The organism is bacterium endosymbiont of Pedicinus badii (assembly GCF_002075085.1).
In the GTDB taxonomy this organism is placed as follows: domain Bacteria; phylum Pseudomonadota; class Gammaproteobacteria; order Enterobacterales; family Enterobacteriaceae; genus PRUG.
Map to the genome: position 1 here is coordinate 181,184 of NZ_LKAS01000001.1, position 25,276 is coordinate 206,459.

The 25,276-nt window shown below is 23.7% G+C and carries 22 protein-coding genes; 4 read left to right on the forward strand and 18 right to left on the reverse strand.

What is annotated here, in order from left to right; genetic code table 11:
- The first annotated feature begins 20 nt into the window (after positions 1-20).
- Positions 21-2,306, forward strand: a complete 2,286-nt coding sequence (gene nrdA / locus AOQ89_RS00970; RefSeq protein WP_080872461.1) for a class 1a ribonucleoside-diphosphate reductase subunit alpha — start codon at positions 21-23, stop codon at positions 2,304-2,306.
- Between the two features lie 27 nt (positions 2,307-2,333).
- A complete protein-coding gene (nrdB, locus tag AOQ89_RS00975) occupies positions 2,334-3,467 on the forward strand; it encodes a class Ia ribonucleoside-diphosphate reductase subunit beta (protein ID WP_080872463.1) in 1,134 nt (377 codons plus the stop codon).
- A gap of 1 nt (position 3,468) precedes the next feature.
- Here nrdB and AOQ89_RS00980 read toward each other — a convergent pair whose 3' ends face one another.
- The 13 genes from AOQ89_RS00980 to AOQ89_RS01040 are packed head-to-tail and all read right to left on the reverse strand — an operon-like array spanning position 3,469 to position 17,968.
- Entirely contained in the window at positions 3,469-4,947 is a 1,479-nt protein-coding gene (locus AOQ89_RS00980; RefSeq protein WP_080872464.1) for an NADH-quinone oxidoreductase subunit N, read from the reverse strand.
- A gap of 17 nt (positions 4,948-4,964) precedes the next feature.
- Entirely contained in the window at positions 4,965-6,419 is a 1,455-nt protein-coding gene (locus AOQ89_RS00985) for a complex I subunit 4 family protein (protein WP_080872466.1), read from the reverse strand.
- Positions 6,416-8,278: an NADH-quinone oxidoreductase subunit 5 family protein gene (locus AOQ89_RS00990; protein WP_080872468.1), complete on the reverse strand. Its 1,863-nt coding sequence runs from the start codon at positions 8,276-8,278 to the stop codon at positions 6,416-6,418. Before AOQ89_RS00990 ends, AOQ89_RS00985 begins: the two co-directional genes overlap by 4 nt.
- On the reverse strand, positions 8,275-8,574 hold the full coding sequence (locus AOQ89_RS00995) for an NADH-quinone oxidoreductase subunit NuoK (protein ID WP_080872470.1): 300 nt from the start codon (positions 8,572-8,574) through the stop codon (positions 8,275-8,277). Before AOQ89_RS00995 ends, AOQ89_RS00990 begins: the two co-directional genes overlap by 4 nt.
- The gene (locus AOQ89_RS01000; protein WP_080872471.1) at positions 8,571-9,074 is read right to left on the reverse strand and encodes an NADH-quinone oxidoreductase subunit J family protein; all 504 of its coding nucleotides are present in this window, start codon (positions 9,072-9,074) and stop codon (positions 8,571-8,573) included. The genes AOQ89_RS00995 and AOQ89_RS01000 overlap by 4 nt, the downstream gene beginning before the upstream one ends.
- Positions 9,075-9,083: 9 nt before the next feature.
- Positions 9,084-9,620, reverse strand: coding sequence for an NADH-quinone oxidoreductase subunit NuoI (nuoI, locus tag AOQ89_RS01005; RefSeq protein WP_080872473.1), 537 nt, complete (start codon positions 9,618-9,620; stop codon positions 9,084-9,086).
- A gap of 9 nt (positions 9,621-9,629) precedes the next feature.
- Positions 9,630-10,571: an NADH-quinone oxidoreductase subunit NuoH gene (nuoH, locus tag AOQ89_RS01010; RefSeq protein WP_080872477.1), complete on the reverse strand. Its 942-nt coding sequence runs from the start codon at positions 10,569-10,571 to the stop codon at positions 9,630-9,632.
- Between the two features lie 7 nt (positions 10,572-10,578).
- Complete coding sequence (nuoG, locus tag AOQ89_RS01015) at positions 10,579-13,296, reverse strand: NADH-quinone oxidoreductase subunit NuoG (RefSeq protein WP_080872479.1); 2,718 nt, start codon at positions 13,294-13,296, stop codon at positions 10,579-10,581.
- 28 nt (positions 13,297-13,324) lie between these two features.
- The gene (gene nuoF, locus AOQ89_RS01020; RefSeq protein WP_080872481.1) at positions 13,325-14,623 is read right to left on the reverse strand and encodes an NADH-quinone oxidoreductase subunit NuoF; all 1,299 of its coding nucleotides are present in this window, start codon (positions 14,621-14,623) and stop codon (positions 13,325-13,327) included.
- Entirely contained in the window at positions 14,616-15,110 is a 495-nt protein-coding gene (gene nuoE / locus AOQ89_RS01025; RefSeq protein WP_080872483.1) for an NADH-quinone oxidoreductase subunit NuoE, read from the reverse strand. Before nuoE ends, nuoF begins: the two co-directional genes overlap by 8 nt.
- Before the next feature lie 6 nt (positions 15,111-15,116).
- On the reverse strand, positions 15,117-16,874 hold the full coding sequence (gene nuoC, locus AOQ89_RS01030) for an NADH-quinone oxidoreductase subunit C/D (protein WP_080872486.1): 1,758 nt from the start codon (positions 16,872-16,874) through the stop codon (positions 15,117-15,119).
- Between the two features lie 25 nt (positions 16,875-16,899).
- Positions 16,900-17,574 (reverse strand): NADH-quinone oxidoreductase subunit B, encoded by a 675-nt coding sequence (locus AOQ89_RS01035; RefSeq protein WP_080872489.1) that lies wholly within the window; start codon positions 17,572-17,574, stop codon positions 16,900-16,902.
- The gene (locus AOQ89_RS01040; RefSeq protein WP_080872493.1) at positions 17,537-17,968 is read right to left on the reverse strand and encodes an NADH-quinone oxidoreductase subunit A; all 432 of its coding nucleotides are present in this window, start codon (positions 17,966-17,968) and stop codon (positions 17,537-17,539) included. Before AOQ89_RS01040 ends, AOQ89_RS01035 begins: the two co-directional genes overlap by 38 nt.
- A 71-nt stretch (positions 17,969-18,039) precedes the next feature.
- On the opposite strand from AOQ89_RS01040, the gene AOQ89_RS01045 reads away from it, so the two are divergent.
- The gene (locus tag AOQ89_RS01045) at positions 18,040-19,263 is read left to right on the forward strand and encodes an acetate kinase (protein ID WP_080872497.1); all 1,224 of its coding nucleotides are present in this window, start codon (positions 18,040-18,042) and stop codon (positions 19,261-19,263) included.
- On the forward strand, positions 19,244-21,292 hold the full coding sequence (gene pta, locus AOQ89_RS01050; RefSeq protein WP_080872499.1) for a phosphate acetyltransferase: 2,049 nt from the start codon (positions 19,244-19,246) through the stop codon (positions 21,290-21,292). The genes AOQ89_RS01045 and pta overlap by 20 nt, the downstream gene beginning before the upstream one ends.
- Here the strand turns inward: pta and AOQ89_RS01055 are convergent.
- Genes AOQ89_RS01055 through truA form a run of 5 tightly spaced genes read right to left on the reverse strand, consistent with a single transcriptional unit; the run spans position 21,282 to position 25,276 of the window.
- Positions 21,282-21,863, reverse strand: coding sequence for a UbiX family flavin prenyltransferase (locus tag AOQ89_RS01055; protein ID WP_080872503.1), 582 nt, complete (start codon positions 21,861-21,863; stop codon positions 21,282-21,284). The two genes, pta and AOQ89_RS01055, sit on opposite strands and share 11 nt — an antisense overlap.
- 21 nt (positions 21,864-21,884) lie before the next feature.
- Positions 21,885-22,352, reverse strand: coding sequence for a CvpA family protein (locus tag AOQ89_RS01060; protein ID WP_080872506.1), 468 nt, complete (start codon positions 22,350-22,352; stop codon positions 21,885-21,887).
- 22 nt (positions 22,353-22,374) lie between these two features.
- On the reverse strand, positions 22,375-23,640 hold the full coding sequence (folC, locus tag AOQ89_RS01065) for a bifunctional tetrahydrofolate synthase/dihydrofolate synthase (protein ID WP_080872511.1): 1,266 nt from the start codon (positions 23,638-23,640) through the stop codon (positions 22,375-22,377).
- Between the two features lie 14 nt (positions 23,641-23,654).
- Positions 23,655-24,515 carry an acetyl-CoA carboxylase, carboxyltransferase subunit beta gene (accD, locus tag AOQ89_RS01070; protein ID WP_080872515.1) on the reverse strand — a complete coding sequence of 287 codons (861 nt, stop codon included), beginning with the start codon at positions 24,513-24,515 and terminating at the stop codon, positions 23,655-23,657.
- An 11-nt stretch (positions 24,516-24,526) separates the two neighbouring features.
- On the reverse strand, positions 24,527-25,276 hold the full coding sequence (gene truA / locus AOQ89_RS01075) for a tRNA pseudouridine(38-40) synthase TruA (protein WP_080872517.1): 750 nt from the start codon (positions 25,274-25,276) through the stop codon (positions 24,527-24,529).

Sequence of the window (25,276 nt, forward strand, 5' to 3'; positions counted from 1 at the left end):
TTGTAAAGGTAAGAATTTAAATGAAAGAAATTTTGACAGTAATTAAAAAAAACGGAAAAAAAGAAAACATTAGTTTTGAAAAAATAAGAAAAATAATTAAGATAGCAGCAAAAGGATTAGAAAAAATTTCGATTAAAAAAATAGAAACACAATCTTATACACAATTTTATAATTGTATAAAAACAAATAAAATTCACAAAATTATAATAAAATCTTCTGCCAATTTGATTTCTTCAGAAAATCCTGATTATCAATATTTAGCTGCAAGACTATTAATTTTTTATTTAAGAAAAAAAGCTTATGGTACTTTTCATCCTCCAAAATTATACAGACATGTAAAAAATATGGTTAAAAATGGTAAATACGATAAACATCTTTTAGAAGACTTTACTAAAAAAGAATTTGAAGAAATGGAAAAATTTTTAGATCATACAAGAGATATGCAATTTTCTTATGCAGCCGTAAAACAAATGGAAAAAAAGTACTTAGTGCAAAATAGAGTTACCGAAGAGTTATACGAAAGTCCACAATTTTTATATATTTTAGTTTCCGCTTGTTTATTTTCTAAGTATGATACAAAAATTAGATTAGAATATATAAAAAAGTTTTATGATGCAATATCTACTTTTAGAATATCTTTGCCTACTCCAATTATGTCAGGAGTGAGAACACCAACTAGACAATTTAGTTCTTGTATATTAATTGAGTGTGGTGATAGTTTAAATTCCATTAGTGCAACTTCTCATGCAATTATTAAATATGTCTCTCAAAGAGCTGGAATAGGAATAAATGCAGGAAGAATAAGAGCTATAGGAAGTGAAATAAGAAAAGGAGAAGCATTTCATACAGGTTGTATACCATTTTTTAAATATTTTCAAAGTTCTGTTAAATCTTGCTCTCAAGGAGGAGTGAGAGGAGGTGCTGCTACTCTATTTTATCCAATTTGGCATTTAGAAGTAGAGAATTTGTTAGTTTTAAAAAATAATAGGGGAATAGAAGAAAATAGGGTTAGACATATAGATTATGGAGTACAAATCAATAAATTAATGTATAAAAGATTAATAAATGGAAAAAAAATTACTTTGTTTAGTCCTTCTGATGTACCAGGATTGTACGAATCTTTTTTTTCAGACCAAAAAAAATTTAATAGATTGTATAAAAAATATGAAAGAAATAAAGAAATAAGAAAAAAACAAATTAGTGCAATAGATCTATTTTCTTTAATGATGCAAGAAAGAGCATCAACAGGAAGAATTTATATACAAAATGTAGATCATTGCAACACGCATAGTGCATTTAATCCAAAATTTGCTCCAATAAAACAGTCTAATTTATGTTTAGAAATTACTCTTCCTACTAAACCTTTAGAAGACATATACGATGAAAATGGAGAAATAGCATTATGTACTTTGGGAGCATTCAATTTAGGAAAAATAAATAGCTTAGAAGACTTTAAAGAACTTTCAAATTTACTAGTAAGAGCTTTAGATACTCTATTAGATTACCAAGAATATCCAATTTTGGCTGCCAGAAAAAGTGCTATAAATAGAAGAACGTTAGGAATAGGAGTTACTAATTTTGCTTACTATTTGGCAAAGAATGGAGTTAAGTATTCAGATGGGAGTGCATATTGTCTTACACATAAAACTTTTGAAGCTATGCAATATTATCTACTTAAAGCATCCTGTAATTTAGCTAAAGAATACGGAAATTGTAATTTATTTGAAGAAACAACATATGCAAAAGGAATACTTCCTATTGATAGTTATAAAAGAGAAGTTGATAGTATTATAAATGAACCTCTACAATACAATTGGGAAAAATTAAGAAAAGAAATAAAAAAATATGGATTAAGAAATTCTACTGTTTCTGCTCTTATGCCTTCTGAAACTTCTTCTCAAATTTCTAATGCGACGAACGGAATTGAACCTCCTAGAGGTTTAGTAAGTATTAAAGCATCTAAAGATGGAATTCTACGACAAGTTGTTCCAGAATCTAAAAAATTAAAAGATTCTTATGAATTTTTATGGAATATGCCAAATAATTTAGGATATATATACTTAGTTAGTATTATGCAAAAATTTATTGATCAATCAATTTCTGCAAATACGAATTATGATCCTAATAAATATCCAAATAAAAAGGTTCCTATGAAAGAAATGATAAGAGATTTACTAGTCGCCTATAAGTTTGGAATCAAAACTCTATATTATCATAATACTAGAGATGGAATGAATGATGCGCAAAATGATATAGAAAATATTTTAAAAAAGAGTAACAATTGCGATGAAGTTTGCACAATTTAAAAATACTTTTTGATATAGAGGATCAATATGATTTACACAACTTTTTCAAGAAAAAATAATAATCAATTATTAGAACCTATGTTTCTAGGGCAGTCTGTTAATATTGCAAGATTTGATCAACAAAAATACGAAATTTTTGAAAAACTAATAGAAAGACAATTATCTTTTTTTTGGAGACCAGAAGAAATTGATCTTTCGAAAGATGCTATTGACTATGAATCTTTATCTATTCAAGAAAAACATATTTTTATTAGTAATTTAAAATACCAAACTCTTTTAGATTCCATACAAGGAAGAAGTCCTAATATAGCTTTTTTGCCTTTAGTTTCTATACCAGAATTAGAAACTTGGATAGAAACTTGGTCATTTTTTGAAACTATACATTCTAGATCTTATACTCACATTATTAGAAATATTGTTAATGATCCCTCTATTGTATTTAGTAAAATTATTACTAATGAACAAATTTTTAGAAGAGCAAAAGATATTTCAAAGTACTATGACGATTTAATAGAAATGACAAATTATTATCATAATTTAGGATCAGGAGTGCATTTTGTAAATAATAAGAAAATTCATGTAGATACTAAAAAATTAAAAAAAAAACTATACCTTTGTTTGATGAGTGTAAATGCTTTAGAAGCAATAAGATTTTATGTTAGTTTTGCTTGCTCTTTTGCATTTGCAGAAAGAGAATTAATGGAAGGAAATGCAAAAATTATAAAACTTATTGCTAGAGATGAGTATTTGCATTTGCTAGGTACACAAAATATTATTAATCTTATTCAATCTGGTTCTGATGATAAAGAAATGTTAGAAATTTCTCACAGTTGCGAAAAAGAATGCGTAAAAATTTTTTTACTTACTGCTAAACAAGAAAAAAATTGGGCTAAGTACCTATTTAAAAATTATTCTATGATTGGATTAAATGAAAAAATACTAATAAAATATATAGAATATATCACAAATATTAGAATGCAATCTGTAGGATTAGAAATACTTTTTAAAAATTCTTTAAATAATCCTATACCATGGATAAACTCATGGTTAATTTCTGATAATGTTCAAGTAGCTCCTCAAGAATCAGAAGTAAGCTCCTATTTAGTAGGACAAATTGATTCGAAAATTGATCGTAAAGAACTTAGAAAATTTAAAATATAAATTAAAAAAGATTTATTATATCTTCTATTAATTTCGGATGCAAACCGAAAATTACTATTACTATGGAATAAAAAAACATAAAAAATTTATAGATAAGTATTTTACTATTTTTTTTTACAATTAAACTATGGATTTTTTTATTTGAATATAAAATTTTTGTAATTTTTAGAAAATATAAAATTCCTAAAAAACTACTTACTAGTATGAAAATTGGAATTATAAAAAAGTTATTTTTTATAAAGCTAAATAATATAAAAAATTTTGTTATAAATCCAATAGTTATTGGAAGTCCACAAAAAGAAAGTAAAAATACCAAAAAAGAGAAACGTAAAATAGGAAAATTATGAAGATATCCTTCATAACTAAAAATTTTATCTATTCCAATTTCCTTTTCATCTTTTTCTTTTATTTTTTCTATTATTTGTATGAATAAAAAAATTCCTAAAATTGTAATTATGTATCCTAAAAGATAACTTATAGATAACTTAATTGCTTGGTTTTCTTCTAAAATCCCTTTTTTTATTAAATATGGAGATAAAATAATACCTGTAGTAGTTATAGAAGAGCATCCTATCATTCTTGTTAGTCTTTTTTGAAAGAAGCCTATAAAATTTCCAAAAAATATGGAAAGAACTACTAAAATGTATATTAAATAATAAATGTATTCAATTTCTAAAATGGAAGTTTTTAACAAAAATTTTGATATTCCAGAAAATAAAATAACTTTTCCTATAGTACTAATAAAAATGCTACTAATATTAGAAATTCCTTGATATGTATCTGCAGTCCAAAAGTGAAATGGAAATAAAGATAACTTTCCTGATATTCCTACTAAAGAAAATGATAAACCTACTAAAAAAATAGTATTTTCTAATTTTTCTTTATTTATTAGAAAAATATTTTCTTGTATAGAAGAAAAACTAAATTTTCCTATTGATGCGTATACCAAAGCAATTCCAAACAGTAGTATTGCAGAAGATACTACAGAATACAATATATATTTTGTAATAGATTCTTTAGTATATTTATTTTTTTCTATAAAACTTACAATTCCAAATGAAGTAATGGAAAAAATTTCTATTCCTATGTATAAAGTTATCATTCCATTGGAGCTAGATACTATCATAGATGAAATTAAAGAAATAAAAAATAAAATATAAATTTCTTCCAAATTATTTAAATTTTTTTTTTCAGATTTGAAAAATATTTTACAATCTAAAAATAAAAAGATTATTAAAGTTAAAGATAGAATGGAGTAAAAAAAGTACAAATTATCAAATAAAAAAAATTCTTTAAATTTTAAATTTAGACTATTTTTTTTATAAAATAAAAAAATAAATAGTATGGAAATTAGACTAAATATGGAAAAAAATTCAGAAAATTTTCTTTTTTTTACTGCAATAATGAATATATTAATAAAAATAATGGTTTCTATAGCTAAAAAAGGAAAAAAAATAAAAACTTCTTTTAGTTGATTCATAATTTTAATTTATATTTTTATTTTTCAATTGAATTTAGAATAATATTTGGAAAAACTCCTAAAATAAGAATAAAAAAACTAATCCATAAAAGAATAAACTTTTCTAAAAAACGAATTTTTTTTATTTTAGAATATTCGATAAATTTTATATTAAAAACTTTATGTAGTATATTAATACAATATATAGAAGATAGAAAAAAAGAAAAAATAGAAATTATTGATACTATAGGATGCTTAAAAAAGTTTCCGAATGAAATCATGATTTTTCCTACAAAACTCACAGATCCAGGAATACCTAAATAAGAAAACAAAAAAAATCCTAGTATTTTATAGAAAAAGTAGTATTTTTTTTTAGAAAAATTCATTTCTTCTATATTATATGTTTTGACTCTTTGAAATATTTGTCCAAATATAGCAATAATTCCAGAAGTACATAGAGAGTAAGAAATTATTTGAACTATAGTTCCTTTATAAGAAATTCTGTTATTTGCATAGATACCTATTAAAATAAATCCCATTTGAGAAATTGTACTATAAGAGATAATTTTTTTAATGTTTTTATGACTAAGTGCGCATACTGAACCATAGACAATATTAATTATTCCAAAAATCATCATAAAATTTTCAATATAATAAGAAGAAGTTGGAAAAATTTTTGTATTAATTTTTAAAATAGCATATGCTGAAGTTTTTATAATTATGCTTATTAAATCTACTGTTCCAGAAAAATGAGAATTAGACTGTACTTTTACTAGCCATCCGTGAAAAGGAATAATAGGAAGTTTAATAATGAAAGAAAAAAGAAATAAAATCATAATAAAATATTCTTCCCAAATGCCTAATCGAATTTTTAATATATCAAAATAACTAAAACTTAAAATATTAGTTGTTTGGTACTGTTTTATTACCAAAAAAAGTATTCCTAAAAACATAAACGCACTGCTCATTTGGGAATACATGAAAAAACTCTTTGCAGATTCGTATTTTTTCTTACTATTTTCAGAATTTGTATTCCAAAAAGAAATGAGAAAAAATATCGATATTGAAGATATTTCCCAAAATAAAAAAAATAAAAATAAATCTGAAGCAAGGAAAATACCAATAGTACTTAAAAAAATAGATAGCAAATTTGTATAAAAAAAATTTTTTTCTTTATCTTTAACCTCTTTCCAAGAACAAAGTATTGCTGTAATTGATACAATAGTTGTACTAAATATCATAAGGAAAGATAGATTGTCCAATGATAAGTGAAATTTTATACCGAAATTTGGAATCCAAGGAAATTGAAATTGAGAAATCCAATTAAAATTTCTTTCTTGAATTTTTTTAAATAACTCAAATACAGTTAAAAATAAAGTAGATACTACAGAAAATAAAGCAATCCATTTTTGTGAAATTTTATGAATTCTATTATGTAATAGACAAAATATTATTCCAATAAAAGGAATTAAAATTATAAAAATGAGGTTCATGAATTTTTAGATAAAAAATTATTAAAAAAATTTTCTTTATAAAAAATTATCATTATTAAAATAAGTAGGATACAAATTCCTATATAAAAAATATAAATATTTATTTTTCCTCTTAATAATAAAAAAGATTTTTTTTTAATTTTTTGAAATACAGTACTTATAGTTTTTTCTATAACTAAATTAATCAGATCATTTTTAAACATTCTACTTAAAATTAGGTAAGAATGAAAAAAAATTTTTTTACAAAAGCAATCAGAATTAATTTTTTTTAAAAAATCCAATGATTTTAATTCTATTCTAATTTTTGGTTTTCCGTATAAAAAATATTTTTTACTTAGTATTCCAACTAGTATATTTAAAAATAAAAGAAAAAATTCTATATAAAAATTTAAGAGATGCGTATTTTCTATAGTTTTTTCTTTAATAAAATGATTTTGTAAGATTGGTTCATAAATTATATTTGTTAAAAAAGTTGAAAAAATTGCTAAAATAATTATAGGAAATATATTAAAAAAACTATAACTTTTTTTAAAGTTTTTATTTCTTTCTCTATAAAAAATTAAAAATATCATTTTAAAAGTATAAATACTTGTTAATGCAGCTCCTATAAATAATAAAAAGGCATAGAAATAGTTTCTTTTTTCTATAAATACAGATATAATTTCCTTTTTAGCGAAAAAACCAGAAAATAATGGAAATCCCATCATAGAAAGACTTCCTAATAAAAAACAAAAATACAGTAAAAATATACTTTTGTAATTTGTACCGATACTTTTTATGCTAGATTTCTCATTACTGAATTTTATCAAATTTCCAGATACAAGAAATAATAAACACTTAAAGAAAGCATGACAAACAGTATATAAAGCAGCTAATTTTATGTTTTTCGTTCCTATAAATACGAATACGTATCCAATTTGACTAATTGTTGAGTATGCTAGTATCTTTTTTATTTTTTTATTCCTACAGGCACAGAAAGCTCCAAATATTATAGTAATAATTCCTATGCTTTCTATAATTTTTAGCATGAAAGGATACATAATAAACATATCATAGTTTCTAATAATTAAGTATATTCCTGCCGTTATCATAGTCGATGAGTGTATTATGGCAGAGGCTGGTGTAGGTCCTATCATTGCGTTTGGTAGCCATATATGCATAGGAACTTGTACTGATTTGCTAATAGCTCCTATAAAAAATAAAAAAATTGCAGTAGAAATTTCAAAGTTTGAAAAATAAATTTTAGAAGTTCTTAGAATATTTTGTATCTCTTCAAATTCTAAAGTTTTAAAATTTTTATAAATTATTAAGAAAGAAATTAATAGAATTAAATCTCCAATTTTTGTTGTAAAAAAAACTTTTTTTGAAAATTTTTCACTATTTTTTTGATTATTGTAAAAAGAAACTAATAAATAGCTACACATTCCAATTATTTCCCATCCAAAATACGCAAATAAAAAATTATTTGCTGTAACCAACAAAATCATTCCAAAAATAAAAAGATTTATTTTAGATAAAAATTTTTTATATTCAAAAGAATTTTTAAAATACCAGTAAGAGTACAAATATATTAAAAAACTAATTACGAATATTATAGAAATCATAACTAAAGAAAATTTATCAATATATAGATAAAATGGTATTTTAAAATCTTTTATTTTGATCCAATTATATACAAATGTACTTACTAAAAAATCTTTATTTTTTGATGCAAAGAATAAAAATAATGTAAAGAAAGGAAAAATACTAATATTTGTGATCAGAAGTAGAATTCTTTTTGATACATTTTTTAATAAAGTATGAAAAATAAAAAAATTTATAAGAGGTATTAAAATTATTAAATAACAAAAAAAAATCATTTGTCTTTCTCACTTAGTTCATCTAAATGTATAGTTTTATTTTTGTATAAAAAGAATAGTAAAGAAAGAAGAATAATTGATTCTATTACAGAAAAACTAAGCATTAGAATATAAATTATTTCTCCATCAATTTGATTCCAAAACTTCCCTGAAAATACAAATAATATTCCAGAAGAAGCAGTCATAATTTCTATACCAATTAGAGTATGGATAAGATTTTTTTTTATTATTATGCCTAAAAAACCTAAAAAGAATAAAAAAGAACAAAAAATGATCGCATTTTGTAAGGATATCATATATTTTTTTTATTTTTTTTATTTTTGCAAAGAATAAAAGAAACTATTATTCCGGATAATATAATAATCGATACTATTCCTACAAAAAAGAAATAATTTTCAAAGAATTCTTTACTAATTTGTTTGATAGTGAAATTTTTATACAAAATAGATTTTTCATTTAATTTTTTTTTTAAAAAAAAATATAAAAAAGAAAGAACTGAAAAAAAAGATACGAAAATTTTTAAAAAAAATTCTTTATTAAATTCTATTTTTTCTCCAAATTCTTTTTTATTTAAAGTCATTAAAGAAAATAAAAATATTATTAGTATTCCTCCAGAATATATTATAATTTCCAATATTGCGCAAAAATTAGAATTTATATTAAAAAACATTATTCCAATTAAAATAGTAAATATAATTAAGTATACTATGCTATAAAAAACTTTTTTTTGTAGTATAGAAATTGATATAGAGATAATAGAAAACGCTTCTAAAATATATAAGATTAATCTATCCATTGCTTATTTTTAAGGTAAAATACTTTTAAAATCTGATTCTTTATGTAAATTCTTTTTTTTTTTCTTTTTTGGTTCTTTTACTCCTGAAATTTCATAAAAATTATAATTTTTGTATTTTCCTTCTCCAGAAATAAGTAGATCTTTTTTTTCATAAACTAGTTCTTTTCTTTCAAATTCTGACATTTCAAAATCAGGAATAAGCTGTATAGCTTTGGTTGGACAAGCTTCTTCACAAAATCCACAAAATATGCATCTTGAAAAATTTATACGAAAAAACTTAGCATACCATCTTCCTTTTTTTTCTTTTTTTTGTAAAGCAATGCAATTTGTTGGACATACTACAGAACATAGTCCACAGGCTACACATCTTTCTGTTTTATCTAAATTTCTAGTTAGTACAATTCTTCCTCTATATCTAGAAGTTAAAAATGTTTTGTCTTTTGGATATAAAATAGTGACTTTTTTTTTAAAAATTTGCAAAAAAATAATTAATATTGTTTTAAATACACTAAGTATATTTTTTATAAACTTTTCTAAATTTTTCATAAAAGCATTTTAAATTAGTAAAAAAAATGCGGTTAGCATTAAATTCAATAGAGATAATGGAAGTAGTATAAACCATCCTAATTTTAAGATCTTATCATATTTTGGTCTTGGTAGAGAAGCTCTAAGAAGTATAAAGAAAAATAAAAAACATAAAATTTTTATAAAAAACCAAACTATTGGATAAAGAACTGGTCCTTTCCATCCTCCAAAAAATAAAACTACTATCATGGAGGACATAGAAATCATAGAAATATACTCACTAATAAAAAATAAACTAAATTTTATTCCAGAATATTCTGTATGATATCCAGCAACTAGTTCTTGTTCAGATTCTGGTTGATCAAAAGGATGTCTATGACAAATTGCTATAGAAGAAAATAAAAAACACAAAAAACTAAAAAATTGTGGAATAACATTCCAAATTTTTTCTTGTGCATTGACTATTTCTATAATACTGAAAGATTCTGATTTAGCTACTACACTCATTGTAGAGATTCCTAAAAACACTTCATAGCTAATTGTTTGTGCAATAGATCTAATTGATCCTATTAAAGAATATTTATTATTACTTGAATAACCAGAAAAAATTGTTGAATATACTGAAATACTGCATATCATTAAAAAAAACAAAATTCCTATATCTAGATTAGAAATCATAAAATTTTTTGTTATTGGAATAACAGAAAAAATCATAACTGAACAAAAAAATGATATTGCTGGAGAAATAAAAAAAATAGTTTTTTCTGAAAATCTTGGAATCCAGTCTTCTTTAAATAAAATTTTAATCATGTCAGCATAAATTTGTAAAAATCCTCCGAAACCTAATCTTGGTCCGTATCTATTTTGCATATAAGCTAATATTTTTCTTTCTATAATGCTCATATAGGATCCAAAAATAATAAGAAAGAAAAATATTACGATTATATCTTTTATAAATAAAAGTATATTCATATTATATTTATTGCAGTATTTTACGTATATTTTTTATTTTTTTTTCAAAAATCCATTCTGGAATTTTAGAAAAATTAAAAGGTATAGCTATACTTTTTTCATCAATACTTGTACTGACTTTTAAAATTGCTTTAAATCTAATGTTTTCAAAAAAAAATTTGACAATAGAATTGCTATTTTTTTTAAGAAATACAGCATCTTTTTTATTAATAAAAATGTAGGGATTAGAGTATCTTATCTTAAAATTTTTGCATTTTTGTAGATTTTCTTCACTAAAAAATATATGCCAATAAGGTATAAATTTCCAAAATTTTGTGTTCATTTGAAAATTTCGTAAATGAGGAATTTTAAAATATACTAAATTTTCTAATTTATTTAATATCATTTTTTCTCCTGGATTTCCAAAAAGTAATTTACCACCAATGTTTTTTTGATACTTATTTAAAGCATTGTTAGAATTCCAACCTGGATACCAAAAGAATGGTATTTCTTTTTTTTTAGATTGTGTATTTTGTATTTCTTCTGTAGAAAATGAAAATATTGTGTCTCGGTCATTTTTTATGTTTCTTTCATGCACATTAATATTTGCAAAAATTGCATTTTTTCCGCTATACCTTATAGAACATCTGGAAGTTTTTTTTCTATTAAATGCATACTTTGAATTAGGTATAAAATTTTGTATTTTGCTAAGTATCTTATATTTTTTTACTATTCTTATTCTAATTTGTTCTAGACTAATAAATTTCATTTCTTTTTTTTTGAATCGAATTGCGTACATTAGATAAATCCATTTCCAACTATCTAATATATCAGAATTTTTATTATAAAATTTAGTATCGTACGCTTTAAAAAAATTTTGTATTCTGCCTTCTTGATTTACTACTAATCCACTTCCTTCTGCAAAAGATGCACAAGGTAAAAATATATTTATTTTTTTTTCTACTATTTTTCTTTTTTGAGAATCTATAAAAATAATTGTCTTAAAGAATTTTACTATTCTTTTTTTAATTTTATGATGCATTTTTTCCAGTATATTGCTTTCTAATACAATTAAAGTACTATTTTCTGGAACATTTTTTATTTCTTCTATACTTTTTTTTTCTATTATTGAAGATCCAAAACTATTCACATTAGGAAGAATGAAAGAGATTCCAACTTTTTTATTTTTTCTTTTTAAAGAAATTGCTATATTTATTGCTGAAATAATAATATTTGTACTATTAGATTGTGTTCCAGTTATAATAAGAGGCTTTTGAGATTTTATTAAAATTTTTGCGGCTTTTTGAGAAAAAGATACTGTTTTTTTCGAAGTACTATTCACTTTTGGAGATTTTTCATCGATTTGATTAGATATTAAAAATCCAATTTCTATCTGTTTTTCTATACTTCCTGAGTATTTCAAATATGATATATCATCCAATTTTGTTTTATATATGCTTGTTATTATTAGTGGGTATTTAATATTTTGAGCAATATTATTAATAGCATAAAAATGCCATTTTTGTATTCCATTTTTTTTAGCAAACTTAGTTTTTTTTGAATTTATAGATTGTCTAATTGAAAGAGCCATTCTAGGAGCTGTTTGTGTTACATCCTCCGATAAAATTAGTATTGCATCATAAGATTCTACTTCTTTTAAAGAAGGAGTTTTAATTCCTGTTTTTTTTAACGATTCAATAATTTTACGAATTTTTATATTTTCTTTTTTAGAAATTCCAATATAAAAATTTTCTTTTCCTACTAATTCTTGAAGAGCAAAATTACTTTCTAAACTAGATTTTGGAGATCCAATTCCAAATATTTTTTTATCTAAAAAATTTTTTAGTAAAATTTTTATTTCTTTATAGTTTTTAATCTTTATATTTTTGTTATTTTTTTTAATAAAAATTTTTTTTGGTCTACTATCTAAATTTGCATAACTAAAACCAAATCTTCCTTTATCACAAAGAAAGTACGAATTTATATTTTCATGGTATCTATTTTCTATTTTAATTATTTTTCCATATTTTTCAGCAACAGAAATATTGCACCCTAAACTACAATTGTGGCATATACTAGGAGAATAGTTCATATCCCATTTTCTATTGTAATTTTCAGAATGTATTTTATCTGTAAAAACTCCTGTTGGACAAATATCTATTAGATTTCCAGAGAATTCGCTTTTTAAATTTCCAGACTGTATTCTTCCAAAATACAATCTATTTTTTGATCCGTAAACTCCAAAATCTTTTCCTCCTGAGTAATTTCTATAATATCTTACACATCTATAACAAGAGATACAACGATTCATTTCATGTTTAATAAATGGACCCAAATACTGACTTTTTTGAATCTTTTTTGCAAATTCGTATCTTCTTTTGTTGTGACGAACCATGACTGTCATATCTTGAAGATGACAATTTCCTCCTTCTTCACATATTGGGCAGTCATGAGGATGATTAGTCATCATGCATTCTATGATATTTTTTCTAAATTTTTGTATTTCTTTATCTTTTGTAATGAATACAGAATTTTCTTCTATTGGAGTCATACAAGACATAACAATTCTATTGGTATTATTTTCTATTTTTTTTACTGCACATTGTCTACAAGATCCTATACTTCCCAATGCTGGATGCCAACAAAAATAAGGAATATCTATTTTTAGAGATAAACAAAATTGCAGAAGATTTATGGAAGAATTTACTTTGTATTTTTTTCCATCAACTTGTATATTAAAAGTCATGATTTTTCCAATCTAAAAAATTAAATTGCTAAATATTGTAAAATTTTGTAATGATTTTATCTTTTTTTATCCCCATTTCAAATTCTTCTCGAAAATATTTTATTGCACTTTGTAATGGAGAAGCTGCTCCTTGAGCATGAGCACAAAACGTACTTCCAGGAGATAAAAAATGACAAATCTCTTCTAATAATTCTATATCTTTTTTTTTTCCTTGCTTTTTTTCTAGTCTATCTAGTATTTTTACTGTCCAAGGTAAGCCATCTCTGCAAGGAGTACAAAATCCACAAGATTCTCTAGAAAAAAATTTTTCTAGATTTTTCGTCACTGAAACCATGTTTATAGTATGATCTATTACTATAGCTATTCCTGTACCTAGTCTACTTCCTAAATTTTGCAAACTATCAAAATCCATAGGAACTTCGATATGTTTTTTGGTAAGAAAACTCGTTCCAGCTCCTCCTGGTTGCCAAGCTTTTAGAAAAAATCCTTTTTTCATTCCTTTTGCATAGTTTTTTAAAATCTCTACAGCAGGAGTACCAAGTGGTACCTCCCATAATCCTGGATTGTTTACATTTCCTGAAAATCCTATTAATTTTGTACCAGAATCCTTACTAAAGGATAAATTTTTATACCAATTTTCTCCGTATAATAAAATATAAGGAATATTACAAAATGTTTCCACATTATTTACACATGTAGGATTGCCCCAAAGACCGAATTCTACAGGAAAAGGAGGTTTTGCTCTTGGATTGGGTCTATTTCCCTCTAAAGAATTTATTAAAGCTGTTTCTTCTCCACATATATATCTTCCTGCCCCTGTATGTATAAAAATACTAAAATCAAAATCAGAATTTAAAATATTTTTTCCAAGAAGTTTTTTTTCTTCAGCTTCATAAATTGCTTTTTTTAGTATTTTTTCTGAATTTTTATACTCTCCTCTTAAAAATATGTATCCTACAGAAGCTCTTATAGCATATGCAGATATTATCATACCTTCTATGAGAAGATGAGGTATTCTTTCCATAATGAATCTATCTTTATAAGTTCCTGGTTCCATTTCGTCTGCATTGCATATTAAGTATCTTTTTTCTTTTTTAGAACTTGCCACAAATTTCCATTTTATTCCTGTAGGAAATCCTGCTCCACCTCTTCCTTTTAGTCCTGATTTAATAACTATTTCTAAAACATCTGTAAAAGAAAATCTTTTTAGAACTTTTTTAAGAGAATTATATCCATTTTTTTTTATGTATTCCGTAATAAATACAGGATCACCATCTTTTTTAATTCTCCATGTGATTGGATGTGTTTCTTCTTTTTTATTATACATATTTTTTACAATTTAATAATTTTTTAATTTTTTTCTCATTTAAATCAACAAAAATTTCATCATTTATCATAATTACAGGACTTTTATAGCAGTATCCTAAACAACAAGTAGGAATAATTGTAAATTTATTATCTTTAGTAGTTTCTCCAGTATTAATTTTTAAAAACTTTTTAATTTCTTTAAGTATATTTTTATATCCTTTTATGTAGCACACTATACTATCGCAGTATCGAATAATATTTTTTCCTACCGGTTTTCTAAATATTTGACTGTAAAACGTAGCAATCTCTTCAACTTCTACTGAAGAAATATTTAAAATTCTAGAAACTTCAAAGATAGCTGTACTATCTATCCAACCAATTTTTTTTTGTGCTATTTTTAGTACTTCTATTACTGCAGATCTTGGATTTTCGTATTTTTTTTTTTCTTTTTCTATATCTATTTTTTCATTTTCAGAAAAATAGTTATTATTTTTATTTTTCTTCATATTATTTTACCTATCTACATCAGACATAACAAAATCTATACTTCCTAAATAAGCTATTAAATCTTGTAATACAGATCCATTAATAACAGAGGGTATTTGTTGTAAGTGAGGAAAACTTGGAGTCCTAATTCTAGTTCTATAACTACATATTCCTCCATCACTAATTATATAATAACTATTTATTCCTTTAGTAGCTTCTACCATTTGTAAAGATTCATTTTCCGAAATTATTGGACCCCATGAAGAATGCAAAAAATGCGTAATTAACGTTTCTATACTATACAAAGTATGATCTCTTTTTGGAGGAGTTGTAAGGTAATGATCAGATTTAATTTCTCCTTTAGGCATGTTTTCCAAGCATTGCTGTACAATTTTGCAACTTTCATGTATTTCTTCTAATTTAATTTTTGCTCTTGTATAGCAATCGCTTATTCCATTTCCTATTGGTATTTCAAAATCAAAGTTTTCATATCCAGAATACGGTCGTTTTTTTCTGATATCAAAATCTATTCCAGTTGCTCTTAAAGAAGAACCAGTTACACCCCATTCTATTGCTTGCTGAGAATCATAAGAAGCAACTTTTTTTGTTCTATCTACCAAAATTTTATTTTCTGAAATAAAATGTCTGTATATTTTTAATCTTTTTGGTATCCAAGACAAAAAACTTTTTATTAAATTTTCCCATCCATTAGGAAGATCATTTGCTATTCCTCCAATTCTAAACCAAGCTGGATGCATGCGAGCTCCTGTTATAAATTCAATAATATCATAAATTTTTTTACGATCAAAAAATGTTAAAAATATAGGAGACATGCATCCTAAATCTTGTATATATGTCCCTATATATAATAAATGACTGTTGATTCTGAATAGTTCTGATAGAAGCACTCTGATTGTTTTTGCTCTTTCCGTAATTAAAATATTCTCTATCTTTTCAATTGCTAAGATATATGGCATTTCATTTATGCATCCTCCTAAATATTCAATTCTATCTGTATAAGGTATATAACTGTGCCAAGATTGTATCTCACCAATTTTTTCTGCTCCTCTATGATGATATCCTATATCTGGTGCACAGTTTATAATTTCTTCTCCTTTTAATTGTAAAATAATTCTAAAAACTCCGTGAACTGAAGGATGGTTTGGTCCTAAATTTAGAAACATAAATTCTTCTTTTTTACTGTTTTTTTTCATATTCCAATCACTTGGGTCAAATTCTAAATCTTGCATATATTTCCTTTCTTTTATAGAGTTCATAAAAAAGGATTTTTGTTCTGTAGCTTTTGCAGAATAATCCTTCCTTAAAGGATGACCCACCCAAGATTTTGGCATTAATATTCTTGTTAAATTAGGATGATTTTCGAAAAAAATTCCAAACATTTCCCATGTTTCTCTTTCGTACCAATTAGCATTTTTAAATATTTTTGTTATTGTTGGAACATTAAGATCTTCTTCAATCAAAGCTACTTTTAATAAAATATCATCGTTTCTATCTATAGATAATAAATGGTAAAAAACTGTAAAATCTTTTTCTGAAGGATCGAATTTTTTTCTTCTGAAACGTTCATCTATTGCATGCAGATCATAAAGCATGTTATACGGTTTATCTATACTTTTTAAAAAAAGTATTATCGATTTTATTTTTTCTTTTCTAACCCAAAAAACAGGAAAATTAAAAGCACTCTTTCTTTGTAATTTTATATACTTACTAAATTTTTTTTGTATTTTTTTTACTATATATTCGTAATTTCTTGTATATTTCATACTAATAAATACAGATTAAAATAGTTTATAAAATTTCTGGATTTTTGAAATATTTTGTTTCTTTTCTTTTATTTCTTTTTTGAAATTTTTGCGATTTCATTTTTGCTTTATAGATTCCTTGATCCCCTATGATCCAAGAAAAAGGTCTTCTCTCTAATTTAATAGATTTTTGTAGTAATAGAATTGCTTCTATATAAGCTTCTGGTCTAGGAGGACATCCAGGTATATATACGTCTACTGGAATAAATTTGTCTATTCCTTGTACAACAGAATATATATCGTACATACCTCCAGAATTTGCACAAGATCCCATAGATATAACCCATTTTGGTTCTAGCATTTGATCGTATAGTCTTTGTATTATAGGAGCCATTTTTATAAAAGGAGTTCCAGCAATTACCATAAGATCTGATTGTCTTGGAGAAGATCTTATCACTTCAGATCCAAATCTTGCTATATCATGCGCAGATGTAAACGCAGTTGTCATTTCTACGTAGCAACAAGACAAACCAAAATTATATGGCCATATAGAATTTGCTCTTCCCCAATTAACTATTGTATGAAAAATTTTTTTTAGTTTTCCAAAAAATAAGTTTTTTTTGGTATATCCTAAAATAGGATCTAAAACTGTTTTTCTTTTTTGCAGAGGATATCTAGATTTATTATTTTTTTCTTTTATTTTTATTACAGTATATTTCATTTTGATTTGCTCTTTTATTAGAAAGTATAGAAAATATTTTACTATTTTTTAAATACAACAGTAATACTAAAAGTGTTAAAATAAAATAAAGTATTATTAAAAATCCTTTCCAACCTAATTCTCGTATATTAATACACCAAATATATAAAAATACTATTTCTATATCAAATGTTATAAAAGAAATGGCAATAAAATAAAATTTAATTGGTATATTTATTCTTGTATTTCCAAAAGAATTTATTCCAGATTCAAATTGAGAATTTTGATTGCTGTTTTTCTTAGATTTTGATCCAAGTATATATCCTAAAAATAAAACTATTGCTATAAATACTATTGAAAAAACAGACAATAAGATAATCCCTAAAAAACTGTTTTGAAAATTATAATTATTCATTTTTGTTGATTATTGAAAGCTATTACTGATATTATAAACAAACAAATGAAGAATATCCTCTAAAAATTAGTATGAAAAATTTAGTGTTTGTAGTAAATTGCGGTAGTTCTTCTTTAAAATTCGCTATAATTGATCCCATTAAAGAAGAAAAAAAAATTTTTGGAATTGCAGAAAATTTTGGATTATCAAATACGAGGATTTCTTGGAATTTAGATAGTCAAAATTTTCAAAAATCTTTAAAAAAATATAGTAATCATGAAGAATCTTTAAAATTTATAAAGAAAAGAATACTTAAAAATAATGTACAAATTTTTGATAATATATTTTGTATAGGGCATAGAATTGTACATGGAGGAAAATTTTTCAAAAAACCTACTTTAATAACAGAAGATGTTTTAAAAAAGATTGAAGAACTTATTCCTTTTGCTCCTTTACATAATCCAGCAAATTTATCTGGTATAGATAGTATGCAAAAAGAATTTCCAAAATTAAAAAAAAAAAATGTTGCTGTGTTTGATACTTCTTTTTTTTATAATCTTCCAAAAATTGCATTTTTGTATTCTATTCCCTACTATTTTTATAAAAAGTATTCTATTAGAAAATACGGAGCTCATGGAATAAGTCATTGTTATATTTTTCAAAAAATGAAAAAATTTTTGAACATTTCGAAAAAGAAGATTAATCTTATTTCTTGTCATCTAGGAAACGGAAGTTCTATATCTGCTATTAAAAGAGGAAAATGTATAGAAACTTCTATGGGATTTACTCCTTTAGAAGGACTTATGATGGGTACTAGATCTGGAGATATAGATCCTGCAATAATTTTTTATATGCAAAAATATTTAAAAATTTCTTTAAATGAAATAGAAAATATATTAATTAAAAAATCTGGTTTGTTGGGTATCAGTGGAATTAGTAATGATTGTAGAGAAATAGAAAAACAATACTACAAAAATAATAAATTTGCAAAAATAGCGGTATCTATGTATTGTTATAAAATCATTAAGTATATTGGCGCATATATAGCATTAATAGGAGAAAAAATAGATGCAATTGTACTGACTGGAGGAATAGGAGAAAATTCTGTTTTAATCAGAAGTATTATAATAAATAATTTAGAGTATTTTGGATACAAAATTGACGTAAAAAAAAATTCTTCTAAAATAAAAAAATTACAAAGAATTACTAAAAGTAAAAATTCAATATTCGTAGTTCCTGCAAATGAAGAGTTGATAATCGCAAAAGAAACATACTACTTAATAAAAAAAAATAAAAATGCTATTAAAAAAAAATAACATACTAGTAATAGGAAACAAAAAATTTAGAAATACTATCTACATAGTAAAAGCTATAAAAAGTATTTTAGAAAAAAAAAATATTTTTAGTAATATATTCAATCCAATTGAAGAGTTTTCTTATAGAAATACGATTAATAAGCTAAAGAAGAAACAAAATTTTTATTCCGTAAATTTTATAAACGATTGTTTTATTAAGGGGAAACAAGATTATTTAATACAAAAAATTTATCAAAAATATAAAGAAAATTATGAAAATTCTGAAATAAATTTTATACTTGGAATTTCAAAAAATAAAAATCACTATTTTTTTCAGGAATTTAATTTAGAAATTCTTAATTCATTTAATGCAAAAATAATATTCTTAATTTTTTTTGATAAAAAAAATATAAAAAAAATAGAAAAAGAAAAAAAAATTTTATACAAATATTTTGCTAATTCTGATGGAAGTAATATTTTAGGATTTATAAATATTTTAAAAAAAAATTGGAAAGATAAATTTTTAATAGTATCAAAGAACCAAAACTGGAAATTTCAAAAAATTGATAAAATTTTAAATATAGGAAAAATATACTGGGAAAAAGAGTACTTATATTTCAATTTTACTGCAATAAAAAAATTTTTTTCTGCAAAAGAACTCTTTTACAAAAGTAAAAATAAAAATAATTTTTTTAATTCTATTCAATATTATTCAGAAATTGAAAAATGTAAAAATTTGACAATTAGTAACAAAGATTTACTTGTAATTAATTCAAAAAAAATTGAAAAATTAGAAAAAAAATTTTTTCTTAAAATCATCGGCAAACCAAAAGCCATACTAGTTACAGATTTCAAAAATAAGGAATCCAAAATTTGTAAAATACTAGAAAAAATGTTTTTATACGAAAAAATTTCTATTCTCTTTAGAAAAAAAAAGATAAAAAAAAATCAAGTAAAATTTTTTTTATCAAATTATTTAAATATCAACAATGAATTTTTTAATATAAACAAAATAAATCTCTCAAAAATTCTAAGAAAAATTAAAAAAAACACTTCTAAAAATCAGTGTATATCTATATCTTCAACTTCTTTTATATACGAAATATTAAAAAAATCAAAGAAATTAAAAAGAACAATTCTTCTTCCAGAAGGAGAAAATATAAATATTATAAAATCAGCAATAGAATGCGTAAAAAGAAAAATAGTAAATTGTATTCTTATGGGTAATCCAGAAAAAATAGTAAGTATTTTTCACAAATTAGGATTTTCTTATAAGAAATATGGTATAAAAATAATAGATCCAGATAAAAAAAGAAATGAATACGTAGAAAAATTATTAGAAATTAGAAGACATAAAGGGATGAATAAAAAAGAAGCAAAAGAACAGGTAAAAAATAATATAGTTTTAGCAAATTTGATGCTTCATTCAGGATTAGTAGATGGAATAGTTGCTGGAATAGAAAACAATACTGCCGATGTGGTTAGACCTGCTTTACAAATTATAAAAAAGAAGGATAAATACTCCTTAGTTTCTTCAATTTTTTTTATGCTTTTTAAAAAAAATGTTTATATTTATGGAGATTGTGCTATTAATCCTAATCCAAGTTCTAGTCAGTTATCGGAAATATCTATTCAATCTTACGAAACTGCTAAAAAATTTGGTCTTTTTCCAAAAGTATCTGTTTTATCTTATTCTACTGGAAATTCAGCAAAGGGAGATAATATAGAAAAAATAAAAAATGCAATAAGAATTGCGAAAAAAAATAAACCTGACATCCTCATAGAAGGACCTGTACAGTACGACGCTGCAGTGTGCGAAGAAGTATCTATAAAAAAATTTCCAAATTCTTCTATTAAAGGAAAAACTAACGTTTTTATATTTCCAAATTTAGATTCTGGAAATATAACTTATAAAGCAGTTCAGAGATCAACTGAAATTAAAGCTGTAGGTCCAATACTACAAGGTTTGAATAAACCTGTTAATGATATTTCTAGAGGAGCAACGATAGATGATATTGTACTAACTATACTTATAACTTCTATCCAATAAAATTATTTTTTTTCCATCTCTGTAGTATTTCTTTTTGCAAAACTATTCCCATTTGATCAATCATTCTATTTACTGTATTATCAACAATTTCTTGTATTTTTTTAGGTTTTTTATAAAAAGATGGAACTAAAGGCATAATAATAGCCCCTATGCTACAAGCTTTATGCATTAAATTTATATGACCTATATGAATGGGAGTTTCTCTTATTCCAAGAACAAGATATCTATTTTCTTTTAAAATTACATCTGCAGCACGAATTATTAAATTTTCGTTATAACTGTTTGCAATTCCAGAAAGAGTTCTAATAGAACAAGGAACTACAAACATGCCAAAAGTTTTAAATGATCCTGAACTTATATCTGCAGATATATCTTGAAAATCATAGACTTTATCGGATAATTTTTCTATACTTTTTATAGAAAAATTAGTTTCTAAACTTATTGTTTTACGAGCAGATTCACTAATAATAAGGTGAGTCTCAATATTTTTTTCAAGTTTTAAAATTTGCAGTAATCGAATTCCGTATATAACTCCACTTGCTCCACTAATAGCTAAAATAATTTTTTTCATATAATTACTTTTTCATTTATTTTAAAAAAATTTTTTTATTTTATTTATAATTGTATCAAGTACTTTTTTTAAATAAGAATTTTGTATGATTTTTTGTATCCAATTATTTTTAAGATTTATACTTAATTTTTTATTTAAAAAAAACACAAAAATATAAGACAAAACAAGACCTCTAAAAATTCCTAAAAAAAGTCCTAAAATTTTGTCTATAAATGAATATCCAAATTTTAGTATGAATAAATAGAATGAATAATTTATAATTCTATTGATAATTAAGATAAAAAATGCAAAAATTGCAAAATTTATGTATTTTTGTATAGAATTCTTTGCATTACTAAAGAAAAATTTATTTATTTCTTGATAGTTACTAAGTAAAAAAATTATAAAAAAATACCAAATAAGTAAAGAAAAAATTTCTCTTATAAATCCTTTATGTAATCCCATCAAGGAAGAAATAAAAAAAATAAAAAAAACAGCGTACTGAATCATTTATTTATTTGCAATTAAAAATTCAAAAATTATGGAATATTTTGTTTTTACTTTTTAAGAGTACTATTTTTTTTAGTATTTCTGAAACTGTATAAAAAGATCCAAACACTAGTATACAATCATCTATGCAGGAATCAAATATTGCTTTATTCCAAGCTTTTTTAGAATTTTTAAATACAAAAACTGTTTTTTTCTTAATTTTTGAAGAGATTTCTTCTGCATTATAGCCTCTTGAAGTATTTAAATTGGTGCAGTACCAATATTTAATTCTTTCTCTAAGAGGTTCAACAATTCCTTGTATATCTTTGTCTGATAGAATACCTAAAATTGCTCTAATTGTTTTATTTTTTTTTAAGAAAATATTTAAAAATTTAGATAATTTTTTTGCCGCATGAGGATTATGCGCTCCATCTAAAATAACGGTAGGACTACTATAAATAATATGAAATCTTCCTATCAATCTTGATTTTAGTATTAAATTTTTTAAATTTTTTTTTTCTACTTTAAAATCTTCAAAGAATTGAGTAGCAGCAATAGCTACACCTATATTTTCTGGTGGTATTCTTCCGTAAGGTAAATGACTAAATACAATTTTTTCTCCAATCCAATTCCAGTGTGTATTTTTTTTTTCTATATGCCATTCGAAGTTTTTTCTATACAAAATAGATTTTTTTTTTTTAATAAGATCTATTTCTTTATTAGTTAAGTTTCCAGTTCCTATAATAGAAGGCTTTTTTTTTCTAAAAATTTCGAATTTTTCTTTAGCTATACAGTATCTATTTTTTCCCAACCAATTAGTATGATCTATATCAATATTTGTAATTATTGATACATCTGGTTCAATTATGTTAGTTGCATCTAGTCTTCCTCCCATTCCAACTTCTAAAATAGCATAATCTAATTTGCATTTTTTAAAAATATAAAAGGCTGATAGAGTTGAAAATTCAAAGTAACTTAAAGATATTTTTTTTCTTATTTTATTTATAAAATTAATAGAATCTATGTGAAATTTATCTGAAAGAATTTTTCCATTAATTCTTATTCTTTCTTTATAGTTTAGAATATGAGGAGAACTGTACACTCCTACTTTTTGATTATAAAAAAGTAAAATGTCCTCTAATATCTTGCATGTAGTACCTTTTCCATTAGTTCCACTTACAAGCACAATTTTTTTTGCTATTTTTGTAATTTTTGTTTTCAAAAATACTTTTTTTACTCTACTCAAATCTAGATCTATTTTTTTGTAGTGTAGATTTTTTAGAAATTTAAGAAGATTGCTAAGAAGCATATACTAAAATTTTACTACATATATATTTTTTTTTTAATCAATTTTGAAATAATACTTGCTATTTTTTCTCTCATTTTTGTTCTATGCACAATCATATCTATAGCTCCTTTTTTAAGCAAAAATTCGCTTTTTTGAAAAAAATCTGGTAATTTTGTTCTTACAGTTTGCTCTATTACTCTAGGACCGGCAAATCCTATTAAAGCTTCTGGTTCTGCAATATTTAAATCTCCTAAAGTAGCTAAACTAGCTGAAACTCCACCCATAGTTGGATTTGTTAAAACCGATATATAAGGTAATTTTTTTTTTTTCATTTTGGCAATTACTGCACTAGTTTTTGCCATTTGCATTAAAGATATTAAAGATTCTTGAATTCTCGCTCCTCCACTAGAAGAAAAACATACAAAAGGACAATTTTCTTGTATTGATTTTTCTACAGCATTTTTAAATTTTTCTCCTACTAAAAAAGACATTGATCCTCCTATAAAAGAAAATTCAAATGCTGCTACAATAATTGGAATAGAAAAAAGTTTTCCCTGCATGACTACTATAGCTTCTTTTTCTTTAGTTTTTCTTTGCGCTTCTTGTAGTCTTTCTTTATATTTTCTTAAATCTTTAAAGTTCAAAGAATCGATGGGAAGTAGATTTGAATCTATTTCTTTTTGATTTTCAGAATCTAAAAAATTTTTTATTCTTAATCTTGCACTAATTTTCATATGATATCCACATTTTGTGCAAACTCTTAAATTTTTTATTAATTCTGGAATATATAAAAACTCTTTACATTTTTCACATTTTTCCCATATTCCTTTTGGAATTTTTGATTTTTCTACTGGTATAGAAACTGTTTTTTTTAAAATTTTTTTAATCCAATTCATATGAAAAAATTTTACAAAAATATTTTTTTTGGATAATTGATCTTCGTTAAAAATAGTCCATTAGAAGGAGCTGTAAAACTTGCAAAATTTCTATTTTTTTTAAGTAAAATTTCTAATATCCATCCTATTTTTTTTTTTCCTGTTCCTACACTGATTAGACTGCCAATTATATTTCTAACCATTTTGTACAAAAATGAATTAGCTACGATTTCAAATATAATATAATTATTTTTTCTAAATATTCTAATTTTATAAATTTTTCTTATAGAACTTTTTGATTGGCATTTTCTACTTCTAAAAGTAGAAAAATCTTTTTCTCCTATTAAATAATTTGATGCTATTTGCATGTTTTTTTCATTTAATGGAATTTTATAGTATGTTACAAAATTTCTTAGTAATGCAAATTCTTCAGGTCCATTATACAGTATATAATGATATTTTCTAGATATTGCGCTGTATCTGGCATGAAAATTTTCGTTTACATAGAGCATATTTTTTATGCGAATACTTTTTGGAAGATAACTGTTTGTTCCTTTTATCCAAGCACTATAAGGAATATTTTTAGTAGTGTCGAAATGCACTACTTGCCCTATTGCATGTACTCCAGAATCTGTTCTTCCACCACAAAAAGTGCTGACTTTTTCTTTCGCAATTTTTCTTAAAGCGATTTCTAAATTTTCTTGTATGCTTGGAAAAGAATTTTGATTTTGCCAACCAAAATAGCTACTTCCTTCATACTCAATTAATAAAGCTATTCTCAT

What these genes read in the sequence shown, in the direction of transcription:
- nrdA (WP_080872461.1), top strand. Translation starts at nt 21, where the DNA reads ATGAAAGAAATTTTGACAGTAATTAAAAAAAACGGAAAAAAAGAAAAC.
- nrdB (WP_080872463.1), top strand. Translation starts at nt 2,334, where the DNA reads ATGATTTACACAACTTTTTCAAGAAAAAATAATAATCAATTATTAGAA.
- AOQ89_RS00980 (WP_080872464.1), bottom strand. Translation starts at nt 4,947, where the DNA reads ATGAATCAACTAAAAGAAGTTTTTATTTTTTTTCCTTTTTTAGCTATA.
- AOQ89_RS00985 (WP_080872466.1), bottom strand. Translation starts at nt 6,419, where the DNA reads ATGAACCTCATTTTTATAATTTTAATTCCTTTTATTGGAATAATATTT.
- AOQ89_RS00990 (WP_080872468.1), bottom strand. Translation starts at nt 8,278, where the DNA reads ATGATTTTTTTTTGTTATTTAATAATTTTAATACCTCTTATAAATTTT.
- AOQ89_RS00995 (WP_080872470.1), bottom strand. Translation starts at nt 8,574, where the DNA reads ATGATATCCTTACAAAATGCGATCATTTTTTGTTCTTTTTTATTCTTT.
- AOQ89_RS01000 (WP_080872471.1), bottom strand. Translation starts at nt 9,074, where the DNA reads ATGGATAGATTAATCTTATATATTTTAGAAGCGTTTTCTATTATCTCT.
- nuoI (WP_080872473.1), bottom strand. Translation starts at nt 9,620, where the DNA reads ATGAAAAATTTAGAAAAGTTTATAAAAAATATACTTAGTGTATTTAAA.
- nuoH (WP_080872477.1), bottom strand. Translation starts at nt 10,571, where the DNA reads ATGAATATACTTTTATTTATAAAAGATATAATCGTAATATTTTTCTTT.
- nuoG (WP_080872479.1), bottom strand. Translation starts at nt 13,296, where the DNA reads ATGACTTTTAATATACAAGTTGATGGAAAAAAATACAAAGTAAATTCT.
- nuoF (WP_080872481.1), bottom strand. Translation starts at nt 14,623, where the DNA reads ATGTATAATAAAAAAGAAGAAACACATCCAATCACATGGAGAATTAAA.
- nuoE (WP_080872483.1), bottom strand. Translation starts at nt 15,110, where the DNA reads ATGAAGAAAAATAAAAATAATAACTATTTTTCTGAAAATGAAAAAATA.
- nuoC (WP_080872486.1), bottom strand. Translation starts at nt 16,874, where the DNA reads ATGAAATATACAAGAAATTACGAATATATAGTAAAAAAAATACAAAAA.
- AOQ89_RS01035 (WP_080872489.1), bottom strand. Translation starts at nt 17,574, where the DNA reads ATGAAATATACTGTAATAAAAATAAAAGAAAAAAATAATAAATCTAGA.
- AOQ89_RS01040 (WP_080872493.1), bottom strand. Translation starts at nt 17,968, where the DNA reads ATGAATAATTATAATTTTCAAAACAGTTTTTTAGGGATTATCTTATTG.
- AOQ89_RS01045 (WP_080872497.1), top strand. Translation starts at nt 18,040, where the DNA reads ATGAAAAATTTAGTGTTTGTAGTAAATTGCGGTAGTTCTTCTTTAAAA.
- pta (WP_080872499.1), top strand. Translation starts at nt 19,244, where the DNA reads ATGCTATTAAAAAAAAATAACATACTAGTAATAGGAAACAAAAAATTT.
- AOQ89_RS01055 (WP_080872503.1), bottom strand. Translation starts at nt 21,863, where the DNA reads ATGAAAAAAATTATTTTAGCTATTAGTGGAGCAAGTGGAGTTATATAC.
- AOQ89_RS01060 (WP_080872506.1), bottom strand. Translation starts at nt 22,352, where the DNA reads ATGATTCAGTACGCTGTTTTTTTTATTTTTTTTATTTCTTCCTTGATG.
- folC (WP_080872511.1), bottom strand. Translation starts at nt 23,640, where the DNA reads ATGCTTCTTAGCAATCTTCTTAAATTTCTAAAAAATCTACACTACAAA.
- accD (WP_080872515.1), bottom strand. Translation starts at nt 24,515, where the DNA reads ATGAATTGGATTAAAAAAATTTTAAAAAAAACAGTTTCTATACCAGTA.
- truA (WP_080872517.1), bottom strand. Translation starts at nt 25,276, where the DNA reads ATGAGAATAGCTTTATTAATTGAGTATGAAGGAAGTAGCTATTTTGGT.